Here is an 18361-nt window from a genome sequence, read left to right on the forward strand (position 1 = left end):
AGGCCATACTGATGATTGTGGGTCGGGCAGTTGCGCCCAAAGTCGTGATAGGCCGGGCCGGCTTTTAACCCTAACCTACACTCGCCCTGATTGGTGGCAGTGCCTTGGCCGCAGTCCAACTGCGGCCTTTTTTTCTCCTGGGTCAGTTAGCGGCCTGTTCGTCCTCGACGACCAGGCCGCCAGCGCGCAATCCCGCGAAGAACCGCTCCTGGTCTTTGGGGCTCGCCAAACGCTTGACGACCTCTTGCCTGACATTCGGGATCAAGGCCGGGCTATTGGTATTCAGCCAATCAAGTTGTTCCCTGGCTTGCTCGTACTTCCCCAGTGCTCCGAGAATCGACATCAATACGAGCCTGTGCATCGGATTGTAGTTGAGGTCCGACATACGAGACCAGAGTTCGGCGGCCTGTGCATCGCCTCTCATAAACGCGCACAGCGCCATCCCGACCTCGTAGTAGCCGTCTGGCCCAGCATTTTTTCTAACCGCCGCCGATATCAACTCGCATCCTGTGTCCCACTTTCCCGACATCGAGAGACGCAGGCCGTATTCGCCAGCAACCTCCGTGTCGTTGGGGTTGATGGCGTAAGCAGCCTCACCGGCCCTCAACGCTCCGGGGATATCACTGCCAAAAAAGTTGGCGAGCATCAACGCCTGAAGGGCTCGAGCGTTCTGCGGGTCGAGTTGCACCGCTCGTTCGGCTAGGTCCTTTGCCGTCTTGAGGGTTGCGGGCGTCGGCTTGGTACCCAGTTGGAATGGAAACCGGAACTCGTCGAGAAGGGTGAGCGAAAGAAGGGCCGCAAGGGAGGAATCGGTCTCTTTCTTCTCGATTGCCTGCTGCAGGCAGGTCTTCGCGATATCGTGCGCCCGCCGGGTCATCTCGCTTCGGTAGCTGTAGTAAGACAGTGTGCAGGAGTATGCATCCGAGCTTCCGGCTCTGTTGGCGACGTCCGTCTGGAAAATGACACTGAAAGGGCGGGCGACCGCAGTCGCGATGTCATCGGCAAACGCTGTTTCGGTTTGAAGGATGCCCTGCGTGCGCAAATCAGCGTCATAGTTATTCGCCCAAATCACCGCACCATCCGCCAGCCGGATCAGGCGCGCGGACGATCGAAGCTTGTCGCCTTCCAGCCGGACGCTACCCTGGAGCGAATACAACGGCGGGTCTTGACGGTCGCCGGCTCGACGCGCTTGATCATCGCTGAGGACGACAATGTCCTTGAAGGGGACGAGCTTGTCGATAATTTCGTCGGTGATGCCCTGGGAGACACTCGATGCAAGCGTCCCACCCGAAACCGTATCGAAGCTTTCCACGACAACCGTGAGCCGCTTCTCCGCACTCGCCAACGTCCGTTTCGGTTCAGGCGACCGCATTCCTTGAAACATTCCTGCCAGCATCGTGAAGGAGGCAATCACGGCGCCTGCCAAAGCAAGCCAAGGCCATCGCTTCATCAAGTGCAGCTTCGCTGGTTTCGAGGGAGCATCAATCCGCTCTGGGACCAGATTAGTATGTTCTGAAACGCTCGATACACGTCCCGCATCGTTCGCGGAACTGGATTGGGCTTCCGCATTCAGCCGGAATACCGGCACATAACCGCCCTTGGGGATCGTGATAATGACCGGGTCATCAGCGCCGGCCACCAGATAATACCGCTCAAGCTCTCTTCGCAACCGCCCAGCTTCGATCCTGACGCATGGATCATTCTGTGCGTCGAAGTTGGCATCTCGTCCGAATACCGTTTGGGCGATGGTGAATGCCTTCAGATAATCATGCCGCCCGTCTAGCGTCTCCTCGACGACGAACTGCAGAAACTGGCGTGCCCGCGCGGGCAACCGGAACTCGTCGCTCTGCAGAATAAGTTTAAGTTGTACCCGAACGTCATCCGGGGCCGGTTCGGCCAGATCGATCTTGTCCATCCCTGCACTGCTCATCGGAACCCCACGATCCTGATTAAGTATAGCTAACAACGGGATATTCAGACGATAGAGGCTCCCAAACATAGCGGCAACAATATTTCTCAATACACCCCGAAATGGACTGGCGTCGCCATTTCGCGTTGAGTGGATCGGGTCTCTCGGGATCGTGGAATGGCGACGAGGTGGTCAGATCTGCGGGGCCACCCGCGGCGCGGATACCACCTCGCCAGACTGAAGTCCGCCCTTTTCTCTCATCGGCAATCAAGCGGCAACCGGCGCACGCTCCGAGGCTTAATCATTGATTTGCGGCTCGACGAGCCTGGCCAGATTGCGGAGCGATTCCTGCCAACCGAGATAGCAGGCCTCTGGGGGTATCTCGTCCGGGACACCTGCTTGGACGACATCGAGTTCGGTTCCGACCGAGACTTTTTTCAATGTCACGGTGACCTCCATTTCACCAGGCAAATTAGGGGCGTCGAATTTGTCCGTGTAACGAAGCTTCTCGCCTGGCACCAGTTCGAGGTAGCTGCCCCCAAAGGAATGGCTTCCGCCGGTCGTAAAATTCCGGAAGGACATCTTGTGTGTTCCGCCGACCGTTGGCTCCAAATGATGTACCGTGCAGACGAACCCATTTGGGGGAAGCCATTTAGCCAGTGCATCCGCCTCCAGGAATGCGCGATAAACTTTCTCGGGACTGGCAGCGAGAACGCGGTGAAGACGTATCGTGTTCGGCATGATGATCCTCCTTTGGATAGAACACTCTGAGTGCCCCTAGGACGAACCAGCCTTTGTCAATCCGACAACGAGATCGAAATATCCGGTTCAGCCATGTCGGTCATTCTGCCGTTTCCATCTGAACCGGGCAATGCGTTCTCCATGCATGCAACCGGACCAAGATCGCAGCCGGAGAGTTGGGGCGGCCACCATGCGTCCCCAAAAGTGTCCTGCAAAATCGACGCGTCGGAGCAAATTCTGTCAAAGAAACCTCCTCGCTTCGAGGACGCTTCAAGTCTTGGAATGCTCTCAAAAAACGATCGTGGGGCGACGTCTTCGCCATGAGAGGTCCATTGCAAGTCGCCGCCTTCTCCAGCCTTCAGCCTGAAACTTGGAGAGGAGATCAGCGCCATCGAAGTAAATGACGAACATATGATGGATCACGCGTAGGCTGAGGCCCGGATTGCCTTGGCTGAAGGCGTGTTTCACGTCGGTATAATTCGGACAGCGTCCACCTAGCACGTGCCCGTAACGCGGGTGGTGTCGCTATGGCTGATGACTATGCGGCGCGGTGAGATTGGACCCTGCTTGTCACCTCGCCGCGAGGTGACGATTGAGGGAGGATCCATCGCCAGGATATTTGCAGGCTTTTGGGGGAGTTCCTGGATAACGCAACCGAGCCCTTCTGGCGGCAAGGTGGTTGCCTACCCGTTTCAGGCCACAAACTGAAACCGGCGGGACAGGGTCTTATGCGAACCGGAGAGCCGTTTTCGCGCGGGCCTTTGCTGCTACTTCCTCACGATCGCGAGGAGGTTGGGAAGCTTCCAGCGACGTGAGCAGCTCGTGGGCGCATCTCGCGATCGAATTGACCGCACGCTCGAACGCGGCCTCATTGCGCTTCGATGGCCGGGTGGTTCCGCTCAACTTGCGTACGAACTGAAGCGCAGCATCATGGATCTCCTCATCCGTCGCTGGCGGATCGAAATTGAACAGGGGTTTGATATTTCGGCACATGACTAGCTCCCGGTCGTCTTCTCTCTGCCACTGAGAGGATGGTGACATAGTATAAGAAGTAATCGGGCGGGCGTTAATGGCAAACGGTTAGATCGCCATCGCGAAAGGCAATGCCACCGCAAGGCAGGAGCAGCGTCTCACTCGGTAGGCGATCTCGATTTTGGCGATGGCCTAGAAGCAAGATCGCGGCCTTGGTATGTTGGGACAGGCGCTACCGCTCCAATGCGGCAGGCAAGGCAAGGCAAGGTTTGGCACCAGGAGGTCGCCTGGCGCCATCCAGCCTCATTCGGCTGGCGTGCTGTCGACAGACGGCGCGCGCAGCGACTTTTCCGAGATGTCGATCATCGGTGTGAAGCTTGCTGCCGGCATGCGGACCTCGTCGCGTTCATCGAGAGGGGAGGAGGCAACCGCTCCGCCGGCCCGTTCGCTGCGAGCGACCTCGAGCTGGCCGGTCAGAATGGCGCGCTCGGCACGCAGCTGCCGGATCTCCGACTTCGCGATCTCCAGGCTGGTGCGCAATTGGCCGATCTCATAGCGATCGGAATCCATGCGCGTATCGATGTCGCGACGCAGCGCATCGGCATCCCGGTCGCGGCGCACGCGCAGGCTTTCAGCTTCGCGCAGCTTCAGCGTCAGCTCGTTGGCCTGTGTCGCGAGTTCGCGGCGCGCTGACTCGCTCTCGGCGCCTGTCGTGCGGGCGCGCTGCAGTTCCTCGGCAAGCCGTTCGCAGCGGGAGAGGGATGTGACGAGCTCCGATTTGACACGCTTGAGATCGGCGCGTGCCGCCTGCAGCTCCTCGTCCGTCATCTTGTTACGACCATTCGCGGTGACGAGCAGCTTCTCCACGAGTTCGGCCTTGGAGCCGATCGCCTCATGCTTCGTCGTCAGGTGAGCGATTTCGAGCGCCGAGGACGCCTACAGGGTCTCATGCTCGACCTCGAGCCTCTTGTGGCGTTCCTCGAAAAGCGAGAGATCCTGCTTCAGGTTGGCAACGGCCATCTGCAGGTTGCGCACCTGCGCCTCCTGCTCGATGAGGCTGGACTTCAAATGGGCGCGTTCCTCGTTGAGGCGGGCCATCTCGCGCGTCTGGATGCCGTTCTCGCGGCGCGAAGTTTCCATCAGCAGCTGATGCGCCGTCGTCTCATTGTCGAGCTTCTCGCGGGTGACCGAGAGTTCGCGGCTGCGCTGGTCGAGCTCCGTCTGGGCGCGCTTCAACAGCGTCGAGGCTTCGTCAAACTGTATGGCGCGATCCGTCAGCTCACGCTCGGCGTCGAGAAGGCGGTTCTCGATGATCGTGAACTCTTCGCGGGTGACCTGATGCACGCCCTGGAGTTTCGTCAGCTCGCCGCGGAAGGCCTCGATCTCAGAGCGAAGCTGAGTGTTGTCGGCGCGAAAATCCTTGTTTTCGGCGATCAGGCGAAGATTGTCCTGATCGGCTTTCTGGCGCGCGTTGCTTTCGTAATCGAGAAGCGAGCTGATGCGCGCGCATTCGGCGCGCAACGCGCCGGTCTCGTTCAGCGACTGGCTGTGTGTGCCGAGCAGCGAGGAAACGCGCTCCTGCAGCGATGCGATGCTCGACAGCAGGTCTTCCGACGTCCGCTGGTTTTCCTCGAGCGCGGAGCCAAAGGCTGCAAAGTCGTTGACATCAGGAATGGCGTAGCGCAGTGGCTCATCGCCGGCTGGGCGCTCATCGGTTATCGATGCGGGTCTGTATCCTGTTGTCGACAGCGACTTGCCGCCGTCTTCTGCGCGACGAAAAAAGTTCATGACCATGACTTGTGCCCCAAAAGTACTTGCCAAAAACGCCGGCGAAATATGGATTTCAGCTAATTAAGCGACAGATCGAAAATTGCCCTGAGTCCGTAAACGCATGCTGCGCTGGTATCTAGAAACGGCTATGTGTTCGGTGTCAAAATACGCAACGTGACAATCAACAGGTTTGACGGGCGCACCTGTGACGTTTGGGCAACAGAAGGATCACGACCTCATTCGTCGGGCAGAATTCGCATCTCCTCGGTCTTCATTTCGCTGCCCAGCTCGACCTCTTTCGTCTGCTTGTCATAGACGCAGAAGTAACTGACGAAGCCGTTCACGCCCTTCGGCTTGCCGGTCACGAGGGCGATGCCGAAGTGCTCACTGCCGAATGGATCGACGACGGCGTGTGGAGACTCAATCGAGGCACCCGCCGCCTGTTTGCACTTGCTGTCGACCTCGGTCGCAAACTCCTGCCAGGCATCGCCAGAAGAGGTGCGGGCGGTTCCAGCCGCAGCCATTGCGATGGCAAAGGTGCAAAAGCGGACTTTATTCCTCTGCATGTGAAAAGCCCCGTCTTCATAATGTTGTAAAACGCCCCCATGATCAGCGATTTAGGGCTGCAAAGCCAAGTGCTTGGCGAAGGCAATTTTTCCTCTCAGTCCCTCTTTTTTGATATTTCGCAGGTTGCCTCTCCCTGCTTGCGCTCCTATGTTCCGCCTCACCTGCCGATTACGCAAACTATTGCCAAGAGGAGACCCACAATGGCTTTCGAATTGCCCGAACTTCCTTATGACTACGAAGCGCTTCAGCCCTTCATGTCGAAGGAAACCCTGGAGTTTCATCACGACAAGCACCACAAGGCTTACGTCGACAACGGTAACAAGCTCGCGGCCGAGGCAGGCCTTTCCGATCTTTCGCTCGAAGACGTCGTGAAGAAGTCGTTCGGCACTAATGCTGGCCTCTTCAACAATGCGGCCCAGCACTATAACCACGTCCACTTCTGGAAGTGGATGAAGAAGGGCGGCGGCGGCAACAAGCTGCCGAGCAAGCTCGAAGCTGCCATCAATTCCGACCTCGGCGGCTACGACAAGTTCAAGGCGGATTTCGTCGCTGCCGGCACGACCCAGTTCGGCTCCGGCTGGGCATGGGTTTCCGTCAAGAACGGCAAGCTTGAAATCTCCAAGACCCCGAACGGCGAAAACCCGCTTGTGCACGGCGCAACTCCGATCCTCGGCGTCGACGTATGGGAACATTCCTACTACATCGATTACCGCAACGCTCGTCCCAAGTACCTCGAAGCCTTCGTTGATAGCCTTATCAACTGGGACTACGTCCTGGAGCGCTACGAAGCCGCTGCCAAGTAATCAGCTCGCAAAAACAAGATGTCAGCACCCGGCGCTCCAAACGCCGGGTGCTTTCGTTCGATGACCGTCACAAGCTTGTCATCCGGCGCGCCTAATGCGCTGCCATGACATCTTCTTCCGATCTTCCCATTCTCCGCTTCGGTGTCGTCGCAGATCCGCAATATGCGGCGAGGGAGCCGCATGTCGGCATGGACCGCCACTACGCCGGCAGCCTCGCAAAGCTCTCCGAGGCAATCGACGTTTTTAATGGCGAGGATCTGAGCTTCGTCATCACGCTCGGCGACATCATCGATCGGGACTTCGAGAGCTTCGACGATATCCTGCCGATCTACGACAGCCTGAAGCACGAGAACTTCTTCCTGCTCGGCAATCACGATTTTTCCGTTGCAGACGACCGCTTGGCCGATGTCGCCAGCCGCGTCGGCCTGGTCTCGCCTTACTACAGCTTCGTCAGGCAGGACTGGCGCTTCATTATTCTCGATGGCAACGAGGTCAGTACCTTCGCGCCGGCACCTGGCCATCCCCGTCGCGACACCGCCGCTCGCCGGCTCGATGAACTCAGGGCTGCGGGTGCAATCAACGCGCAAGATTGGAACGCCATGCCGAGCGAGGAACAATTCGCATGGCTTTCCAACCAGCTCGCGGATGCCGACGCGGCCGGCGAGCGCATCATCGTCATGAACCATTACCCGGTCTATCCGCCGAACGAGCATGACAGCTGGGACCGCGAGCGCATGATCACGCTACTCACAGCGCACCGCCACGTGGCGGCCTATTTCAGCGGCCACAACCACGCGGGCAATTTCGGCACGATCCGAGGATGCCATTTCCTCAATTTCCAGGGCATGGTCGATACCGAGACGGAGAACGCCTTCGCCATTGTCGAGATCTGGAACGACCGCATGCAGGTCCGCGGCTTCGGACGCGAGGACAGCCGGACGCTCAGCCTCCGTCGCTAGAACATGTCCTCTCGCAGCTTCGCTCGCCGTCACGTAAAGTGGAACCGCCATGGTCCTATGAGGATTATCAACTCATTGGAGGCTACCATGATACGAAAGCTAAAATCCGGCGAATATCGGCTCTACTCGCGAAAGGTCGACCCTAAGACCCAAAAGCGCAGGAATCTTGGCACATTCAAATCACGCGAAGCTGCCGAGAAACATGAGCGCGAGATACAGTACTTCAAACGCCAGTAGGTGCTGGGTTTGAAGCCTTTGGGCTGCCGCCAGGCGACCGACGATGCCGCGGATGCTCGCGGGGACGCGAAGGCTGCTGGCGATCGGTGTTTGGTGGCGTTTCAGGCCTTGTTGGTGAGCCAAACCGTGGGCGCGCCCAGCACGCCTCCCGTGCGCATCGCTGCCCTTAGCTCTTCCAGCTTGCCGAAGGCATGAGCTGCCTCGACCGTGGCAAACTCATGGGTGACGGTCACGTCGTTCGGATTGTCGATGGCTTGATAGACCGCCTCGGCGGTAACCCCATTTGCCTTCTGCACCGGCGCAAACGCATCATAGGCCTTGCGCCAGGCAGCGTAGTCCGAAACTTCATGCCTTACGAACATTGTCGGCATCTGCCTTCTCCCGCTTTTTCCGTTGCCACCCAGTTCGGTCCGCCACGGTATCACCGAACGGGTTTTTGCGCGTGAGAAATATCCGTCACAGCGCAATGGCCGGTTTCGGTCGGCCGTCAGGCGGTTGCGACCACCGGCGGGTTCGTCCATCCACTCGTCCAGAGTTGCCGCAACCGGTCGCCTTCGCCTCGAAAATAGGCGTCGGCTGCTTCGCAATGTTCCACACGATCGCTGCGGAAATTGCGGATCGCCTGGCGCAACTCGCACCAAGCGACAATATTTGCAGTCTGCGAATAATAGATGAGGGCGATCGGCTGGATCCTGCGCTCCGTCGCGCGGCCTAGCTCGTCACGGTAGTTAAGCTGCAGCTTCTGTTCGCCGCGAATGGCGCGACGAACAAGACCAAGATCAAGCCCGACAGGGGGTTGGGCAACCGATCCCCAGGCATAGAGGCCCTTTCGCTCCATAGCCTGACGTAGCGGCGCCGGCACTGCGCCGGCAATCTTCTTATTGACGCCCTTGGCCGCCCGCTTCAATTCCTCATCGCCGGTCCGATCGAGCAACGCCAGCGACAGGACGATTGCCTCCATTTCCTCGACTGAGAACATCAGGGGCGGCAGATCGAATCCCGGCCGCATGATGTAGCCGATGCCCCGGCCACCCTCGATCGGGACGCGCATCGCCTGCAAGGCGGCGATATCGCGATAGATCGAGCGCACCGTCACCTCGAGCGTCTCCGCCATGGCCGCCGCCGTCATCGGCCTGGTCGCCAGTCGCAGGATCTGGATGATCTCGAAAAGCCGTGACGCCTTGCGCATTTTTTGCCTCCCTTGGTCCAGGCTCCTGACAATACACTGTCAGTTGGGCAGTCGTATAGCTCTCCCTATCGGATTGAAAATCAACAGGATCTTGGATATCGACCTTGAATTGGACAGCGGGCAACTGACATGACTTACAGCGAAAATCTCTGGCTCTACTTCACCCTTCTCTTCGGCATCATCATCGTTCCCGGCATGGATATGCTGTTCGTGCTGGCCAGCTCCCTGGCCGGCGGCAGGCGCACGGGCATCGCCGCGACCGCCGGCATCATCGCAGGCGGGGCTGTGCATTCGCTCTATGGGGCAATCGGCATCGGTGTGCTCGCCGTTCTTGTGCCGACCCTTTTCAACCCTCTGCTCTTTGCCGGCGCGGCTTACATGGCCTTTATCGGCAGCACGCTGATGCGCAGTTCGATTACCCTCGATAGTGTCGGAGCTGGCGGCTTGCGTTCAGGTTGGAGGGCGTTTCGACAGGGCGCGGCTACCTGCCTGATGAACCCCAAGGCCTATCTTTTCATGATCGCCGTTTATCCGCAGTTCGTGAAGCCGATCTATGGGCCGATCTGGGCGCAGGGCCTCGTCATGGGCGTCATGACCATGGCGACGCAGGCCGCCGTCTATGGAACTTTGGCGCTGACAGCGGCGCGAAGCCGCACGATGCTGGTGTCCAATCCCACGGCGACAATCCTCGTTGGCCGAATTGCAGGAGCGCTCCTCATCGCCGTGTCGATCCTCACCGCCTGGCATGGCTGGCGCGCGCCGGCGTGAGTCGCGTGACGAGGTGTAACGGTCTGTCTTTCCTGAAATCTCACCCACTTGTTACTTTTAGAGCAGGAAAAATTTGCAATGATGCCGCCCGTCCGAAGCCGGGCTTAAAGGGCCTTAGAATCAATTGGAGTGCAGACATGAGAGTGAGAGCTATAACCGCGGCAGTGCTCATCGCTGGTTTGGGGGCGGTAGGTGTTGCCATCGCAGCGGAGGAGGGTACGCACGAAGCGCGTTCTGCGCTGATGAAGAAGGTCGGTGGCGCAGCAGGGGCGATGACAGCGATCGCCAAGGGCGAGAAGCCCTATGATGCAGAAGCGGTGAAGGTTGCGCTGACGACGATTTCGGAAACCGCAAAGGTTTTCCCGGATCAGTTCAAGCCTGGCACCGAAACGGGCGATAAGGCAGCAAGTCCGAAGATCTGGGAAGACCACGCGGACTTCAAGGCACGTGCCGAGAAGCTTTCCGCCGACGCTGAGAAGGTTCTCGCTCAACTTCCCGCTGATGCGGCCGGTGTTGGCGGCGCACTGAAGACGCTGGGCGGTAACTGCGGCGGCTGTCATGAGAAATATCGCATAAAGACGGAATAGCGATCCCGGCATTTCAGTCCAACGATCCGCGCCAGCCTTGCCGCTGGTGCGGATTGTTTTATGTTTTCAATAACGTTATCGGCAGCGGGAGCGGCAGATGATTCGCAGGTTCGTCCGGTTTTTGCTCTGTCTCGTCGGCGTGGTTGTTATCGGCGGAGCCGCCTTCTATTTCATCACCGCGCCGAACGCGCTTCCCGAAAGTCACTGGGCCAATCTTGGCGAACCCGATCTGAAGAACGGTGAGATGGTCTTCTGGACGGGTGGCTGCGTGAGCTGTCACGCGATGCCTGGGTCGGAGGGGGATGCCAAGCTCACTCTTTCAGGCGGCCTGGCGCTGAAGAGCCCTTTCGGGACCTTCCACGTTCCCAATATCTCGCCTGACGAAAAGGCAGGCATCGGGGCATGGACGCTGGCGCAGTTCGGCAACGCAATGAAACGCGGCGTCGCGCCAAACGGACAGCACCTCTATCCATCGTTTCCCTTTAACTCGTATGCCCGGATGAGCGACAGGGATATCAACGACCTCTTTGGCTTTCTGAAGACGCTGCCGAAAAGCAGCAATGTCTCCCCGCCGCATGAGCTACCGTTCCCTTTTAACATCCGGCTGGCGCTCGGCGTCTGGAAGTTCCTCTATTTCAACAATGAACCGCGTGTTGCACTCACGGCCAATGTCGATAACAGGATCAAGCGCGGGATGTATCTCGTCGAAGGCGCCGGCCACTGCGGCGAATGCCACACCCCGCGCGACCAGCTTGGAGGCTTCGAGGCAGGCAGGTGGCTGGCGGGCGCGCCAAATCCGGAAGGCAAGGGCAGGATACCCGACATCACGCCGGGGGCGAAAACCGTCGGCTCGTGGAGCGAGGGGGATATCGCCAACTATCTCGAAACCGGCTTTACTCCCGACTTTGATTCGGCTGGCGGCTCGATGGCCGAGGTCCAGCGCAACCTTGCTCACTTGCCGAAATCGGACCTCGAGGCAATCGCGGCCTACCTAAAGGCGATTCCGAAGCGCTAGCGCTATCGCAAGAACGCCACATTGCACTTTGTCGCGCGCCTGAACGACGCATGGAATAGATTGCCAATCTGACGCCACCCGCGGCGATCACGAGTGAAATCGCGGGCTTTGTAAGCGCGACTCCACGCTTGGGCAATTTTGGCTGGGAAAATTTCGGGCCTCCGATCGGGCTGCAATTGGCGCGGCCGTATGGGGCGCCACTAAGCTGCCTTCGGCTGATGCTCGGCGCCAAACATCAGCACATACTGGTCGAGTTCGTCGCCGCCATGTCCGAGCGCTCGGTAGATTTCAGCGGCAAAGGTCATCGGTGCCGATCCCGGCGCCGTCACCAGTTTTCCGGCGCGCACGGCTTGCGGGCTATCCTTGTAAAGCGCGTGGCCGGCGTAGCCCGGCGCGCTGGCAATGAAGTCGGCGGCATTGCTGGTGTGGTCGGTGGCATCAAGCACCCCCGCACGCGCAAGCGCCAGTGTCGCGCCGCAGATTCCGGCGACGAGTTTGCCGTGGGTCGTGAAGTCGCCGATGACAGGTTTCAGATCGGGCGCCTTTTCGGTTTCCCAGATCGTCCCGCCGCAAAGCACAAGGCCGTCGAAAGCGCTGGCATGCAGATTTTCCGCAACCGCGTCGGCTGCAACCCGCATGCCGCCCATCGAGCGAACTTCCTCTCCCTCGGGCGTTGCGATCACCACGTCGAAGCCGAAATAGGAGCGCGCGGAGGCCGTCAGTTGGGCGACCTCCCAGTCAGCGAATCCATCCGTGAGGACGATTGCAAGTCGGGTCATCCGTTTCTCCTTGCAGGCTGTCCGGGGGGCGGGCGATGCCGCTTATGCCAAAGCTTGCATATAGCGCATGCCGGTGACCGGGCGAGGCACGAAATCCAGATTCTCGTAGAACCGATGGGCCTGCACGTTGCCGGTGGCTGCGCTGACCGAGAGGTAGCCGCAGCCGGCGCCGCGGGCCATATCGCGTGCTCGGTTGACGAGATGCTGGCCGACGCCGTGGCCGCGATGGCCGTCCCGCACGAAGAGATGATGCAGATCCATGCCACGCGCACCGTCCTGCGCTCTGTAGAGCGGCACGAGAATGGCGTAGCCGATCAGGCCTTCGTCGCTCTCGGCAACCAGGGCGCTGATCCATGGCACCGGGCCGAACAGATCACGCTCAAGCTGTTCCGGGGTCGACGCCGCGGCGTCGCCGTGATGCTTTGCGAGCAGGGTGATCATTTCGCTGAGTTCCGGGAGGTCGCGCGGCTTGGCCGCGCGGATATTGATCACCGGTGGGCGGATCAATGAGATTTCGCTGTCGTCGATTTCAACCATGGTCTTCGCGTCCTTGTGTGGTGTTCTGCCGTCAGGACGCTGCCGATACAACAAAGCCGCCTGACGGCGGCTTGTTGACAATATGATCTGTCCGGCCGCCCTTTACAGGTACAGCCAAAAATACGAGCTGGTGATGTGCGCGTTCTTGATCATGCGTCGATAGATCATTCAGAATGCGTCGTTTGTCAATGGGGTTTACGCGTGGGCACCCGGAGGCGCGTGGGCGTCTGTGGACATGAGCCGTTGTCCATCGAGGGGACTTTTCATCATCAAGTCACTGGTATAGGGTACCCCCCTATACTAAATGGATGCGTCATGTCCCACACCACACACCAGAAGAAGAAGCTGATCGCCCGCGTGAGCCGTCTGAAAGGCCAGTTGGAGGCCGTCGAGCGCGCTCTGGAGATAGAGCGACCCTGTGGAGAGATCTTGCAGCTGCTTGCCTCGATCCGTGGCGCGCTGAACGGCCTGACCGGCGAGGTGCTGGACGATCATCTGCACGAGCATGTCCTGCATGCCGCCGATGAGAAGGCCCGGGCGGAAGCCGTCGAAGAGATATCCGAAGTTCTGCGAACCTATATTCGCTAAGACAACCGACATGAGGAGCGTGCGATGAGCGCACAGGCCGAAACATTTGAGCACAGCCACATTTTCCTGGGTGCCGATCACGACCGCAACGCCCGCCGTGTCTGGTTCGTTATTGCATTGACCGCGGTCATGATGGTGATCGAGATCGGCGCCGGAACATACTACGGCTCCATGGCGCTGGTTGCCGATGGTTGGCACATGTCGACCCATGCAAGCGCGCTGCTGATCTCTGCGGTTGCCTACCTTTATGCGCGTCGGCAGGCGCACAATCCCCGCTTCACCTTCGGCACCGGCAAGCTCGGCGATCTCGCAGGTTTTGCCAGCGCCATCATCCTGATGCTGATCGCCTTGCTGATGGCCTGGGAGAGTTTCCTGCGCATCACCCACCCCGTGCCGATCAGCTTTGCGCAGGCGATAGGCGTTGCCGTCGTCGGTCTGCTGGTCAACTTGGCGAGCGCTTGGATGTTGAAAGATGACAATGCCCATCATGGCCACAGCCAGGGCCATTACCATCATCACGAGCACCATCATCACCACGACCAAGGCGGTCATGTCCATCATGGCGATCACGCTCATTCGACACATGCCTCCGACAACAACATGCGCGCCGCCTATATCCATGTCATCGCGGACGCGCTAACATCGGTGCTCGCCATCGCGGCACTGCTCTTTGGCAGCATCTATGGCTGGCTGTGGCTCGATCCGCTAATGGGTATTGTCGGTGGCCTGATCATTGCGCAATGGTCCTGGGGCCTCATGAAGTCGTCCGGCCGCGTGCTGCTCGATGTCGTGCCGCAGGAAGCGGATCTGCAGGACGAGATTCGTTCGGCGCTGGAAACGGGCGGCGAGCGGATCACAGACCTTCACGTCTGGCAGGTCGGACCCGGCCATCACGCCGCGATCGTCGCGCTCGTGACCCCGCAACCGGAAAGCCCGGCCTTCTACAAGGCGAAGCTAGCACCGGTTACCAGTCTCTCGCACGTCACCGTAGAGGTGACGCAGTCGGCAGCCGCTTGACGCGACGCATGCGGGCCACAATCAGGCTGTAGCCCTGTGTCCATTGATTCGGGCAGAGGAATTTTCATGCGTAGCTTTTCGATCCGTCGCCGAACCCTTCTCGGTTCGGCGATGCTTTCCCCCGCCCTGCTTCTGCCGCGCATTGCGTGGTCGGAGAACAGCGATGATGACATCAATCGGCGCATGGATGCGCTCGAAAAGGCGATCGGCGGTCACATCGGTGTGTCCGCCATCGACACTGACACCAACATTTCTTTCGGCTATCGCGAGACCGAGCGCTTTCCCATCTGCAGCACATTTAAGGTCCTAGCCGCCGGGTTGGTTCTGGCGCGTGTCGACAAGGGGCAGGAGACCCTCGAGCGGCGCGTCGTCTACGAGAAGGACAAGCTCGTCACCTACTCGCCGGAAACGGAAAAGCACGTCGGCGGCGAGGGCATGAGCCTCAGTGAACTTTGCCAGGCGGCGATCACGCTTAGCGACAATACGGCCGGGAACTTGTTGCTGGAAAGCTTCGGAGGACCGGCTGAGCTGACCAAATGGTTGCGCACGCTTGGCGATCGTTCGACGCGGCTGGACCGCTGGGAGACGGCGCTCAATGAAGTCAAGGACGGCGACCCGCAGGATACGACCACCCCCGATGCGATGGTCGATACGCTCGGCAACTTGACGCTAGGTTCGGCCCTGTCCGAACCGTCGCGCGACAAGCTGATAGAATGGATGGTGGCGAACACGACGGGCGGTGCGCGCCTTCGGGCAGGCCTGCCGGATACCTGGAAGATCGGCGATAAGACGGGCACCGCCAACAATGGGAGCGCTGCCGATATTGCTGTCGTCTGGCCACCTGGTCACGGCGCGATCTTGGTCGCTGCGTACGTAACACAGGCCAAAGCGCCGGTGTCGGAAATCAACCCCGTCTTTGCCGAGGTCGGCAAGATCGTGGCCGATATGGTCGGATAGGACTTTCCCGTCAAAGGGATGCGACGGAAACGTGAATCTCCGTCGCATCGATCCAATTCCAGTTTATAGAAGTCTCGTATCGGCGCTCGGCTTGCCCTTGCCGTCCTCGCCGGTCAGCTGTCGCTTCAGTTCGTCCGCGATCTGCTTTTCGATAGCCTCGCGCTACTCCGGCGGCATCGCCATCACATTGTCCTCTGTCAGCCCGAGTCGCTCGAGTATCTGGCTGCAAATCCGCTCCTGGGCGGCAAGATCGGTGAACTCAGACGACGGCGTCATGACGCGCGAGATCTACTGTGCCGTTCATGGTCACCGTGCCGCTTTTCTGAAGCGCCTATAGTGTGCTGGAGATCGACACTGGCGTGCTGATTGGTTGCAGCGCCACCGTGCCGTGGCGAACACTGACCTCGGTATCGCTGGATTGTTGCATGTTGCGCTGGCTGGACTGGCTAAAGAGGCTACTTGGTCCATAGCTCTTGGGAATGCTGCTGCCGATCTAAAAAATCTCCTGAAACAGTGAGCGGAGAATGGTGCAGCAGATCTGCCCGGAGCTTGTGGTTGGGGCACGCAGAGCCTCTTCAGCGGCGGCCATTCGGCAGGTTTGGCACACTTCAGGGAAGGGCGTAGCCTATCACATAATCGCCGGGCTTGGTTCCGATCGAGCCATGGCCGCCGGCGACCATGACGACGAACTGCTTGTTGTCACTCGTTGTATAGGTCATAGGTGTCGCCTGGCCGCCGGCCGGCAGACGGGCTTGCCAGAGTTGGTCGCCATTGGCGACGTCATAGGCGCGTAAAAAGTTATCGACGGCCGCCCCGAGGAAGGCAACGCCACCCCTTGTCAGGATCGGACCGCCAATGCCCGGTACGCCTACCTTGAAGGGCAATGGCAATGCCGACATATCGTAGACGGTTCCGTTCTTGCGCTTGTAGGCAATCTTTCCGGTACGCAGATCCGCACCTGTGACATAGCCCCATGGTGGCGCCTGGCAGGGAATCTTCAGCGGTCCGAGGAAAGGTCCCATGAACACGCCGTAGGGGGCGCCGTCATTGCGGTTGAGCCCCTGTTCGCTGCCCTTTTCATCCTGCCCCTTCGGCGGAATATCAGCAGCGGGAACCAGCCGTGAGGTAAAGGCGAGATAGGTCGGCATGGCGAACATGATCTGCCGCTCCGGGTCCACAGCAACGCTGCCCCAGTTGAAAGTGCCGAAATTGCCGGGATAGATGATCGAACCCACCAGCGACGGCGGCGTATAGCGACCTTCGTATTTGTAGCGATGGAACTGGATGCGGCAGGCGAGCTGGTCGAGCAACGTCACACCCCACATGTCCTTCTCCTGCAGCGGCGGCGGCGAGAAGGTGAGGTCGGAGATCGGCTGGGTTGGCGACGTATGGTCTTCAGGGATGGCGCCGCCTGGAGCCGGTATCTCCTTGAACGGGATGATCGCCTCCCCGGTGCGCCGATCGAGCACGTAGATGTCGCCCTGCTTGGTCGGGGCGACAAGCGCCGGCACGGACGTTCCGTCCGATCTCGTCATGTCGAACAGCACAGGCTGGGCGGGAACGTCCATGTCCCACAAGTCGTGATGGACGAATTGCTGTACCCATTTCACCTGTCCGGTGGCGATGTCGAGCGCGACGATCGAGGAGGAGTATTTCTCGACATGGGCGCTGCGGTTCATGCCGAGCTGGTCGGGTACCTGATTGCCGAGCGGGATATAGACCATGCCGAGGCCGTCATCGACACTGAAGACAGACCAGCTGTTCGGAGAGTTCGTGGTGTACGTCTGCCCTTCGGCCAACGGCGTGGTGACGTCGGGATTGCCCGAATCCCAGTTCCAGATGAGCGCGCCGGTATTGATATCGTATGCGCGGATGACGCCGGACTGCTCCTTGGTCGAATAGTTGTCGTTGACGGCGCCGCCGACGATCAGCTTGCCGGCGACAGCGACCGGCGGCGACGTCGAATAGTAGTAGCCGGCCGGATTGTACTGCATGCCCTTTTCGAGATGCAGCACGCCATTTTCGGCAAAGCTTGGGCAGATCTGGCCATTCGCCGCGTCGAGCGCGATCAGGCGCGCGTCGGACGTTGGAAGAAATATACGCTCGGCGCAGGCGGAGCCGGGGGCTGCGGCCGTGTCGCGATAGTAAGTGACGCCGCGGCAAGTCTGGTGTTGGCGGTTCGGGTTCATGCCGGAGTTGGAATCGTACTTCCATTTCTCCTTGCCTGTCTTGGCGTCGAGGGCGATTGCCCAATTGTGAGGCGTGCAGAGATACAGCGTGTCGCCGACTTTCAGCGGTGTGACCTGATAGGTGGTTTCGCCGACATCCTCCGGCCGCTTCACGTCGCCAGTCTGATAGCGCCAGACTTCCCTGAGATCCCTGACGTTGCTGACATTAATCTGATCAAGCGGAGAAAAGCGTTGGCCGAATGATGTGCGGCCGTATTGATGCCACTCTCCGTCGGGAACATCACCGCCGAATTCAGCGGGGCTGGTAACGGCCTCAGTCGGCAGATTGCCCATGATCCGGTGCGGATCGGTCGTCATGGAATAGCCTGCGACGGCGATCGCGACTAGAACCGCGATGGCAAGCGGCCAGGGGTTGGCCCCATAGGAAATACCGGTCGGGCTGACAAAGCCGAGCGGCCGGCGGATCCAAGGCGTCAACAGCCACAAACCGAGAAGAATGATCAGTCCGCCGCGCGGCCCAAGCTGCCACCAGTCGAATCCGACTTCCCAGACCGCCCAGACCAAGGCGACCGCGATCAGCGCTGCATAGGCCCACAACGCGGCTGATCTTCGCAACAGAAGCAGGACAGCAGTCACCAAGAACATGGCGCCGGCAAAGAGATAAAAGAAGCTGCCGCCGAGTATGATGAGCCAGAGCCCACCACCGACCAGGGCAAGGCCGAAAAGCATGAAAAGCACTGATGTAACGACGATTGCCATCTGGGAAGACTCCCGCTG

General features: G+C 59.6%; 20 protein-coding genes. 9 read left to right on the plus strand and 11 right to left on the minus strand.

The window, feature by feature from the left end; translation table 11 throughout:
* Window positions 1-142: 142 nt before the first annotated feature.
* The 6 genes from BN77_RS09295 to BN77_RS09320 form a co-directional block, all read right to left on the minus strand.
* Window positions 143-1930, minus strand: a complete 1788-nt coding sequence (locus tag BN77_RS09295; protein ID WP_040677665.1) for a membrane protein — start codon at window positions 1928-1930, stop codon at window positions 143-145.
* Between the two features lie 276 nt (window positions 1931-2206).
* Window positions 2207-2650, minus strand: coding sequence for an SRPBCC family protein (locus BN77_RS09300; RefSeq protein WP_007530917.1), 444 nt, complete (start codon window positions 2648-2650; stop codon window positions 2207-2209).
* Between the two features lie 726 nt (window positions 2651-3376).
* Complete coding sequence (locus tag BN77_RS09310; protein WP_040676982.1) at window positions 3377-3643, minus strand: DUF2277 domain-containing protein; 267 nt, start codon at window positions 3641-3643, stop codon at window positions 3377-3379.
* Window positions 3644-3925: 282 nt separating this feature from the next.
* Complete coding sequence (locus tag BN77_RS34720; protein ID WP_007530923.1) at window positions 3926-4489, minus strand: hypothetical protein; 564 nt, start codon at window positions 4487-4489, stop codon at window positions 3926-3928.
* A 69-nt stretch (window positions 4490-4558) separates the two neighbouring features.
* Window positions 4559-5410: a hypothetical protein gene (locus tag BN77_RS34725; RefSeq protein ID WP_244426170.1), complete on the minus strand. Its 852-nt coding sequence runs from the start codon at window positions 5408-5410 to the stop codon at window positions 4559-4561.
* Window positions 5411-5628: 218 nt separating this feature from the next.
* Window positions 5629-5958, minus strand: coding sequence for a hypothetical protein (locus BN77_RS09320; RefSeq protein ID WP_040676984.1), 330 nt, complete (start codon window positions 5956-5958; stop codon window positions 5629-5631).
* A gap of 201 nt (window positions 5959-6159) precedes the next feature.
* Here BN77_RS09320 and BN77_RS09325 point away from each other — a divergent pair, with 201 nt between their 5' ends.
* The 3 genes from BN77_RS09325 (at window position 6160) to BN77_RS09335 (ending at window position 7958) form a co-directional block, all read left to right on the plus strand.
* Window positions 6160-6762 carry a superoxide dismutase gene (locus tag BN77_RS09325; protein ID WP_007530929.1) on the plus strand — a complete coding sequence of 201 codons (603 nt, stop codon included), beginning with the start codon at window positions 6160-6162 and terminating at the stop codon, window positions 6760-6762.
* Window positions 6763-6866: 104 nt separating this feature from the next.
* Window positions 6867-7721 carry a metallophosphoesterase gene (locus tag BN77_RS09330; protein WP_007530930.1) on the plus strand — a complete coding sequence of 285 codons (855 nt, stop codon included), beginning with the start codon at window positions 6867-6869 and terminating at the stop codon, window positions 7719-7721.
* Between the two features lie 87 nt (window positions 7722-7808).
* Window positions 7809-7958, plus strand: coding sequence for a hypothetical protein (locus BN77_RS09335; RefSeq protein ID WP_007530931.1), 150 nt, complete (start codon window positions 7809-7811; stop codon window positions 7956-7958).
* Window positions 7959-8059: 101 nt separating this feature from the next.
* Here the strand turns inward: BN77_RS09335 and BN77_RS09340 are convergent, their stop codons facing one another.
* Window positions 8060-8329: a hypothetical protein gene (locus BN77_RS09340; RefSeq protein WP_007530932.1), complete on the minus strand. Its 270-nt coding sequence runs from the start codon at window positions 8327-8329 to the stop codon at window positions 8060-8062.
* A gap of 116 nt (window positions 8330-8445) precedes the next feature.
* Window positions 8446-9147, minus strand: a complete 702-nt coding sequence (locus BN77_RS09345) for a helix-turn-helix transcriptional regulator (RefSeq protein ID WP_007530933.1) — start codon at window positions 9145-9147, stop codon at window positions 8446-8448.
* A 129-nt stretch (window positions 9148-9276) separates the two neighbouring features.
* Between BN77_RS09345 and BN77_RS09350 the strand changes: the two genes are divergently transcribed.
* The 3 genes from BN77_RS09350 to BN77_RS09360 all read left to right on the plus strand — a co-directional run bounded on the left by BN77_RS09350 (window position 9277) and on the right by BN77_RS09360 (window position 11517).
* Complete coding sequence (locus tag BN77_RS09350) at window positions 9277-9915, plus strand: LysE family translocator (protein ID WP_007530934.1); 639 nt, start codon at window positions 9277-9279, stop codon at window positions 9913-9915.
* A 137-nt stretch (window positions 9916-10052) separates the two neighbouring features.
* Window positions 10053-10502: a c-type cytochrome gene (locus BN77_RS09355; RefSeq protein WP_007530935.1), complete on the plus strand. Its 450-nt coding sequence runs from the start codon at window positions 10053-10055 to the stop codon at window positions 10500-10502.
* A gap of 97 nt (window positions 10503-10599) precedes the next feature.
* Window positions 10600-11517, plus strand: coding sequence for a c-type cytochrome (locus BN77_RS09360; protein ID WP_007530936.1), 918 nt, complete (start codon window positions 10600-10602; stop codon window positions 11515-11517).
* 200 nt (window positions 11518-11717) lie between these two features.
* Here the strand turns inward: BN77_RS09360 and BN77_RS09365 are convergent, their stop codons facing one another.
* Both BN77_RS09365 and BN77_RS09370 read right to left on the minus strand, forming a co-directional pair.
* Window positions 11718-12296 (minus strand): type 1 glutamine amidotransferase family protein, encoded by a 579-nt coding sequence (locus tag BN77_RS09365; protein ID WP_007530937.1) that lies wholly within the window; start codon window positions 12294-12296, stop codon window positions 11718-11720.
* Between the two features lie 42 nt (window positions 12297-12338).
* Complete coding sequence (locus tag BN77_RS09370; RefSeq protein ID WP_007530938.1) at window positions 12339-12833, minus strand: GNAT family N-acetyltransferase; 495 nt, start codon at window positions 12831-12833, stop codon at window positions 12339-12341.
* Between the two features lie 315 nt (window positions 12834-13148).
* Here BN77_RS09370 and dmeR point away from each other — a divergent pair, with 315 nt between their 5' ends.
* From dmeR to bla, 3 genes are all read left to right on the plus strand, one after another.
* Window positions 13149-13421 (plus strand): Ni(II)/Co(II)-sensing transcriptional repressor DmeR, encoded by a 273-nt coding sequence (gene dmeR / locus BN77_RS09375; RefSeq protein ID WP_007530939.1) that lies wholly within the window; start codon window positions 13149-13151, stop codon window positions 13419-13421.
* Between the two features lie 24 nt (window positions 13422-13445).
* Window positions 13446-14438, plus strand: a complete 993-nt coding sequence (gene dmeF / locus BN77_RS09380) for a CDF family Co(II)/Ni(II) efflux transporter DmeF (RefSeq protein WP_007530940.1) — start codon at window positions 13446-13448, stop codon at window positions 14436-14438.
* A gap of 66 nt (window positions 14439-14504) precedes the next feature.
* Window positions 14505-15395 (plus strand): class A beta-lactamase, encoded by an 891-nt coding sequence (bla, locus tag BN77_RS09385; protein WP_007530941.1) that lies wholly within the window; start codon window positions 14505-14507, stop codon window positions 15393-15395.
* 608 nt (window positions 15396-16003) lie between these two features.
* Here bla and BN77_RS09395 read toward each other — a convergent pair.
* The gene (locus BN77_RS09395; protein WP_007530943.1) at window positions 16004-18343 is read right to left on the minus strand and encodes a glucose/quinate/shikimate family membrane-bound PQQ-dependent dehydrogenase; all 2340 of its coding nucleotides are present in this window, start codon (window positions 18341-18343) and stop codon (window positions 16004-16006) included.
* Window positions 18344-18361 lie beyond the last annotated feature (18 nt).

The sequence above is a fragment of the Rhizobium mesoamericanum STM3625 genome (genome assembly GCF_000312665.1).
GTDB classification, from domain to species: Bacteria; Pseudomonadota; Alphaproteobacteria; order Rhizobiales; family Rhizobiaceae; genus Rhizobium; species Rhizobium mesoamericanum.

Bases quoted from the DNA above. Each gene is read 5' to 3' on its own strand.
- BN77_RS09350 (WP_007530934.1), top strand. From the start codon at position 9,277: ATGACTTACAGCGAAAATCTCTGGCTCTACTTCACCCTTCTCTTCGGC.
- BN77_RS09300 (WP_007530917.1), bottom strand. From the start codon at position 2,650: ATGCCGAACACGATACGTCTTCACCGCGTTCTCGCTGCCAGTCCCGAG.
- BN77_RS09355 (WP_007530935.1), top strand. From the start codon at position 10,053: ATGAGAGTGAGAGCTATAACCGCGGCAGTGCTCATCGCTGGTTTGGGG.
- BN77_RS09360 (WP_007530936.1), top strand. From the start codon at position 10,600: ATGATTCGCAGGTTCGTCCGGTTTTTGCTCTGTCTCGTCGGCGTGGTT.
- BN77_RS09340 (WP_007530932.1), bottom strand. From the start codon at position 8,329: ATGCCGACAATGTTCGTAAGGCATGAAGTTTCGGACTACGCTGCCTGG.
- BN77_RS09325 (WP_007530929.1), top strand. From the start codon at position 6,160: ATGGCTTTCGAATTGCCCGAACTTCCTTATGACTACGAAGCGCTTCAG.
- BN77_RS09345 (WP_007530933.1), bottom strand. From the start codon at position 9,147: ATGCGCAAGGCGTCACGGCTTTTCGAGATCATCCAGATCCTGCGACTG.
- BN77_RS09395 (WP_007530943.1), bottom strand. From the start codon at position 18,343: ATGGCAATCGTCGTTACATCAGTGCTTTTCATGCTTTTCGGCCTTGCC.
- bla (WP_007530941.1), top strand. From the start codon at position 14,505: ATGCGTAGCTTTTCGATCCGTCGCCGAACCCTTCTCGGTTCGGCGATG.
- BN77_RS09370 (WP_007530938.1), bottom strand. From the start codon at position 12,833: ATGGTTGAAATCGACGACAGCGAAATCTCATTGATCCGCCCACCGGTG.
- BN77_RS34725 (WP_244426170.1), bottom strand. From the start codon at position 5,410: ATGAACTTTTTTCGTCGCGCAGAAGACGGCGGCAAGTCGCTGTCGACA.
- BN77_RS09295 (WP_040677665.1), bottom strand. From the start codon at position 1,930: ATGAGCAGTGCAGGGATGGACAAGATCGATCTGGCCGAACCGGCCCCG.
- BN77_RS09330 (WP_007530930.1), top strand. From the start codon at position 6,867: ATGACATCTTCTTCCGATCTTCCCATTCTCCGCTTCGGTGTCGTCGCA.
- BN77_RS09365 (WP_007530937.1), bottom strand. From the start codon at position 12,296: ATGACCCGACTTGCAATCGTCCTCACGGATGGATTCGCTGACTGGGAG.
- dmeR (WP_007530939.1), top strand. From the start codon at position 13,149: ATGTCCCACACCACACACCAGAAGAAGAAGCTGATCGCCCGCGTGAGC.
- BN77_RS09335 (WP_007530931.1), top strand. From the start codon at position 7,809: ATGATACGAAAGCTAAAATCCGGCGAATATCGGCTCTACTCGCGAAAG.
- dmeF (WP_007530940.1), top strand. From the start codon at position 13,446: ATGAGCGCACAGGCCGAAACATTTGAGCACAGCCACATTTTCCTGGGT.
- BN77_RS09320 (WP_040676984.1), bottom strand. From the start codon at position 5,958: ATGCAGAGGAATAAAGTCCGCTTTTGCACCTTTGCCATCGCAATGGCT.
- BN77_RS09310 (WP_040676982.1), bottom strand. From the start codon at position 3,643: ATGTGCCGAAATATCAAACCCCTGTTCAATTTCGATCCGCCAGCGACG.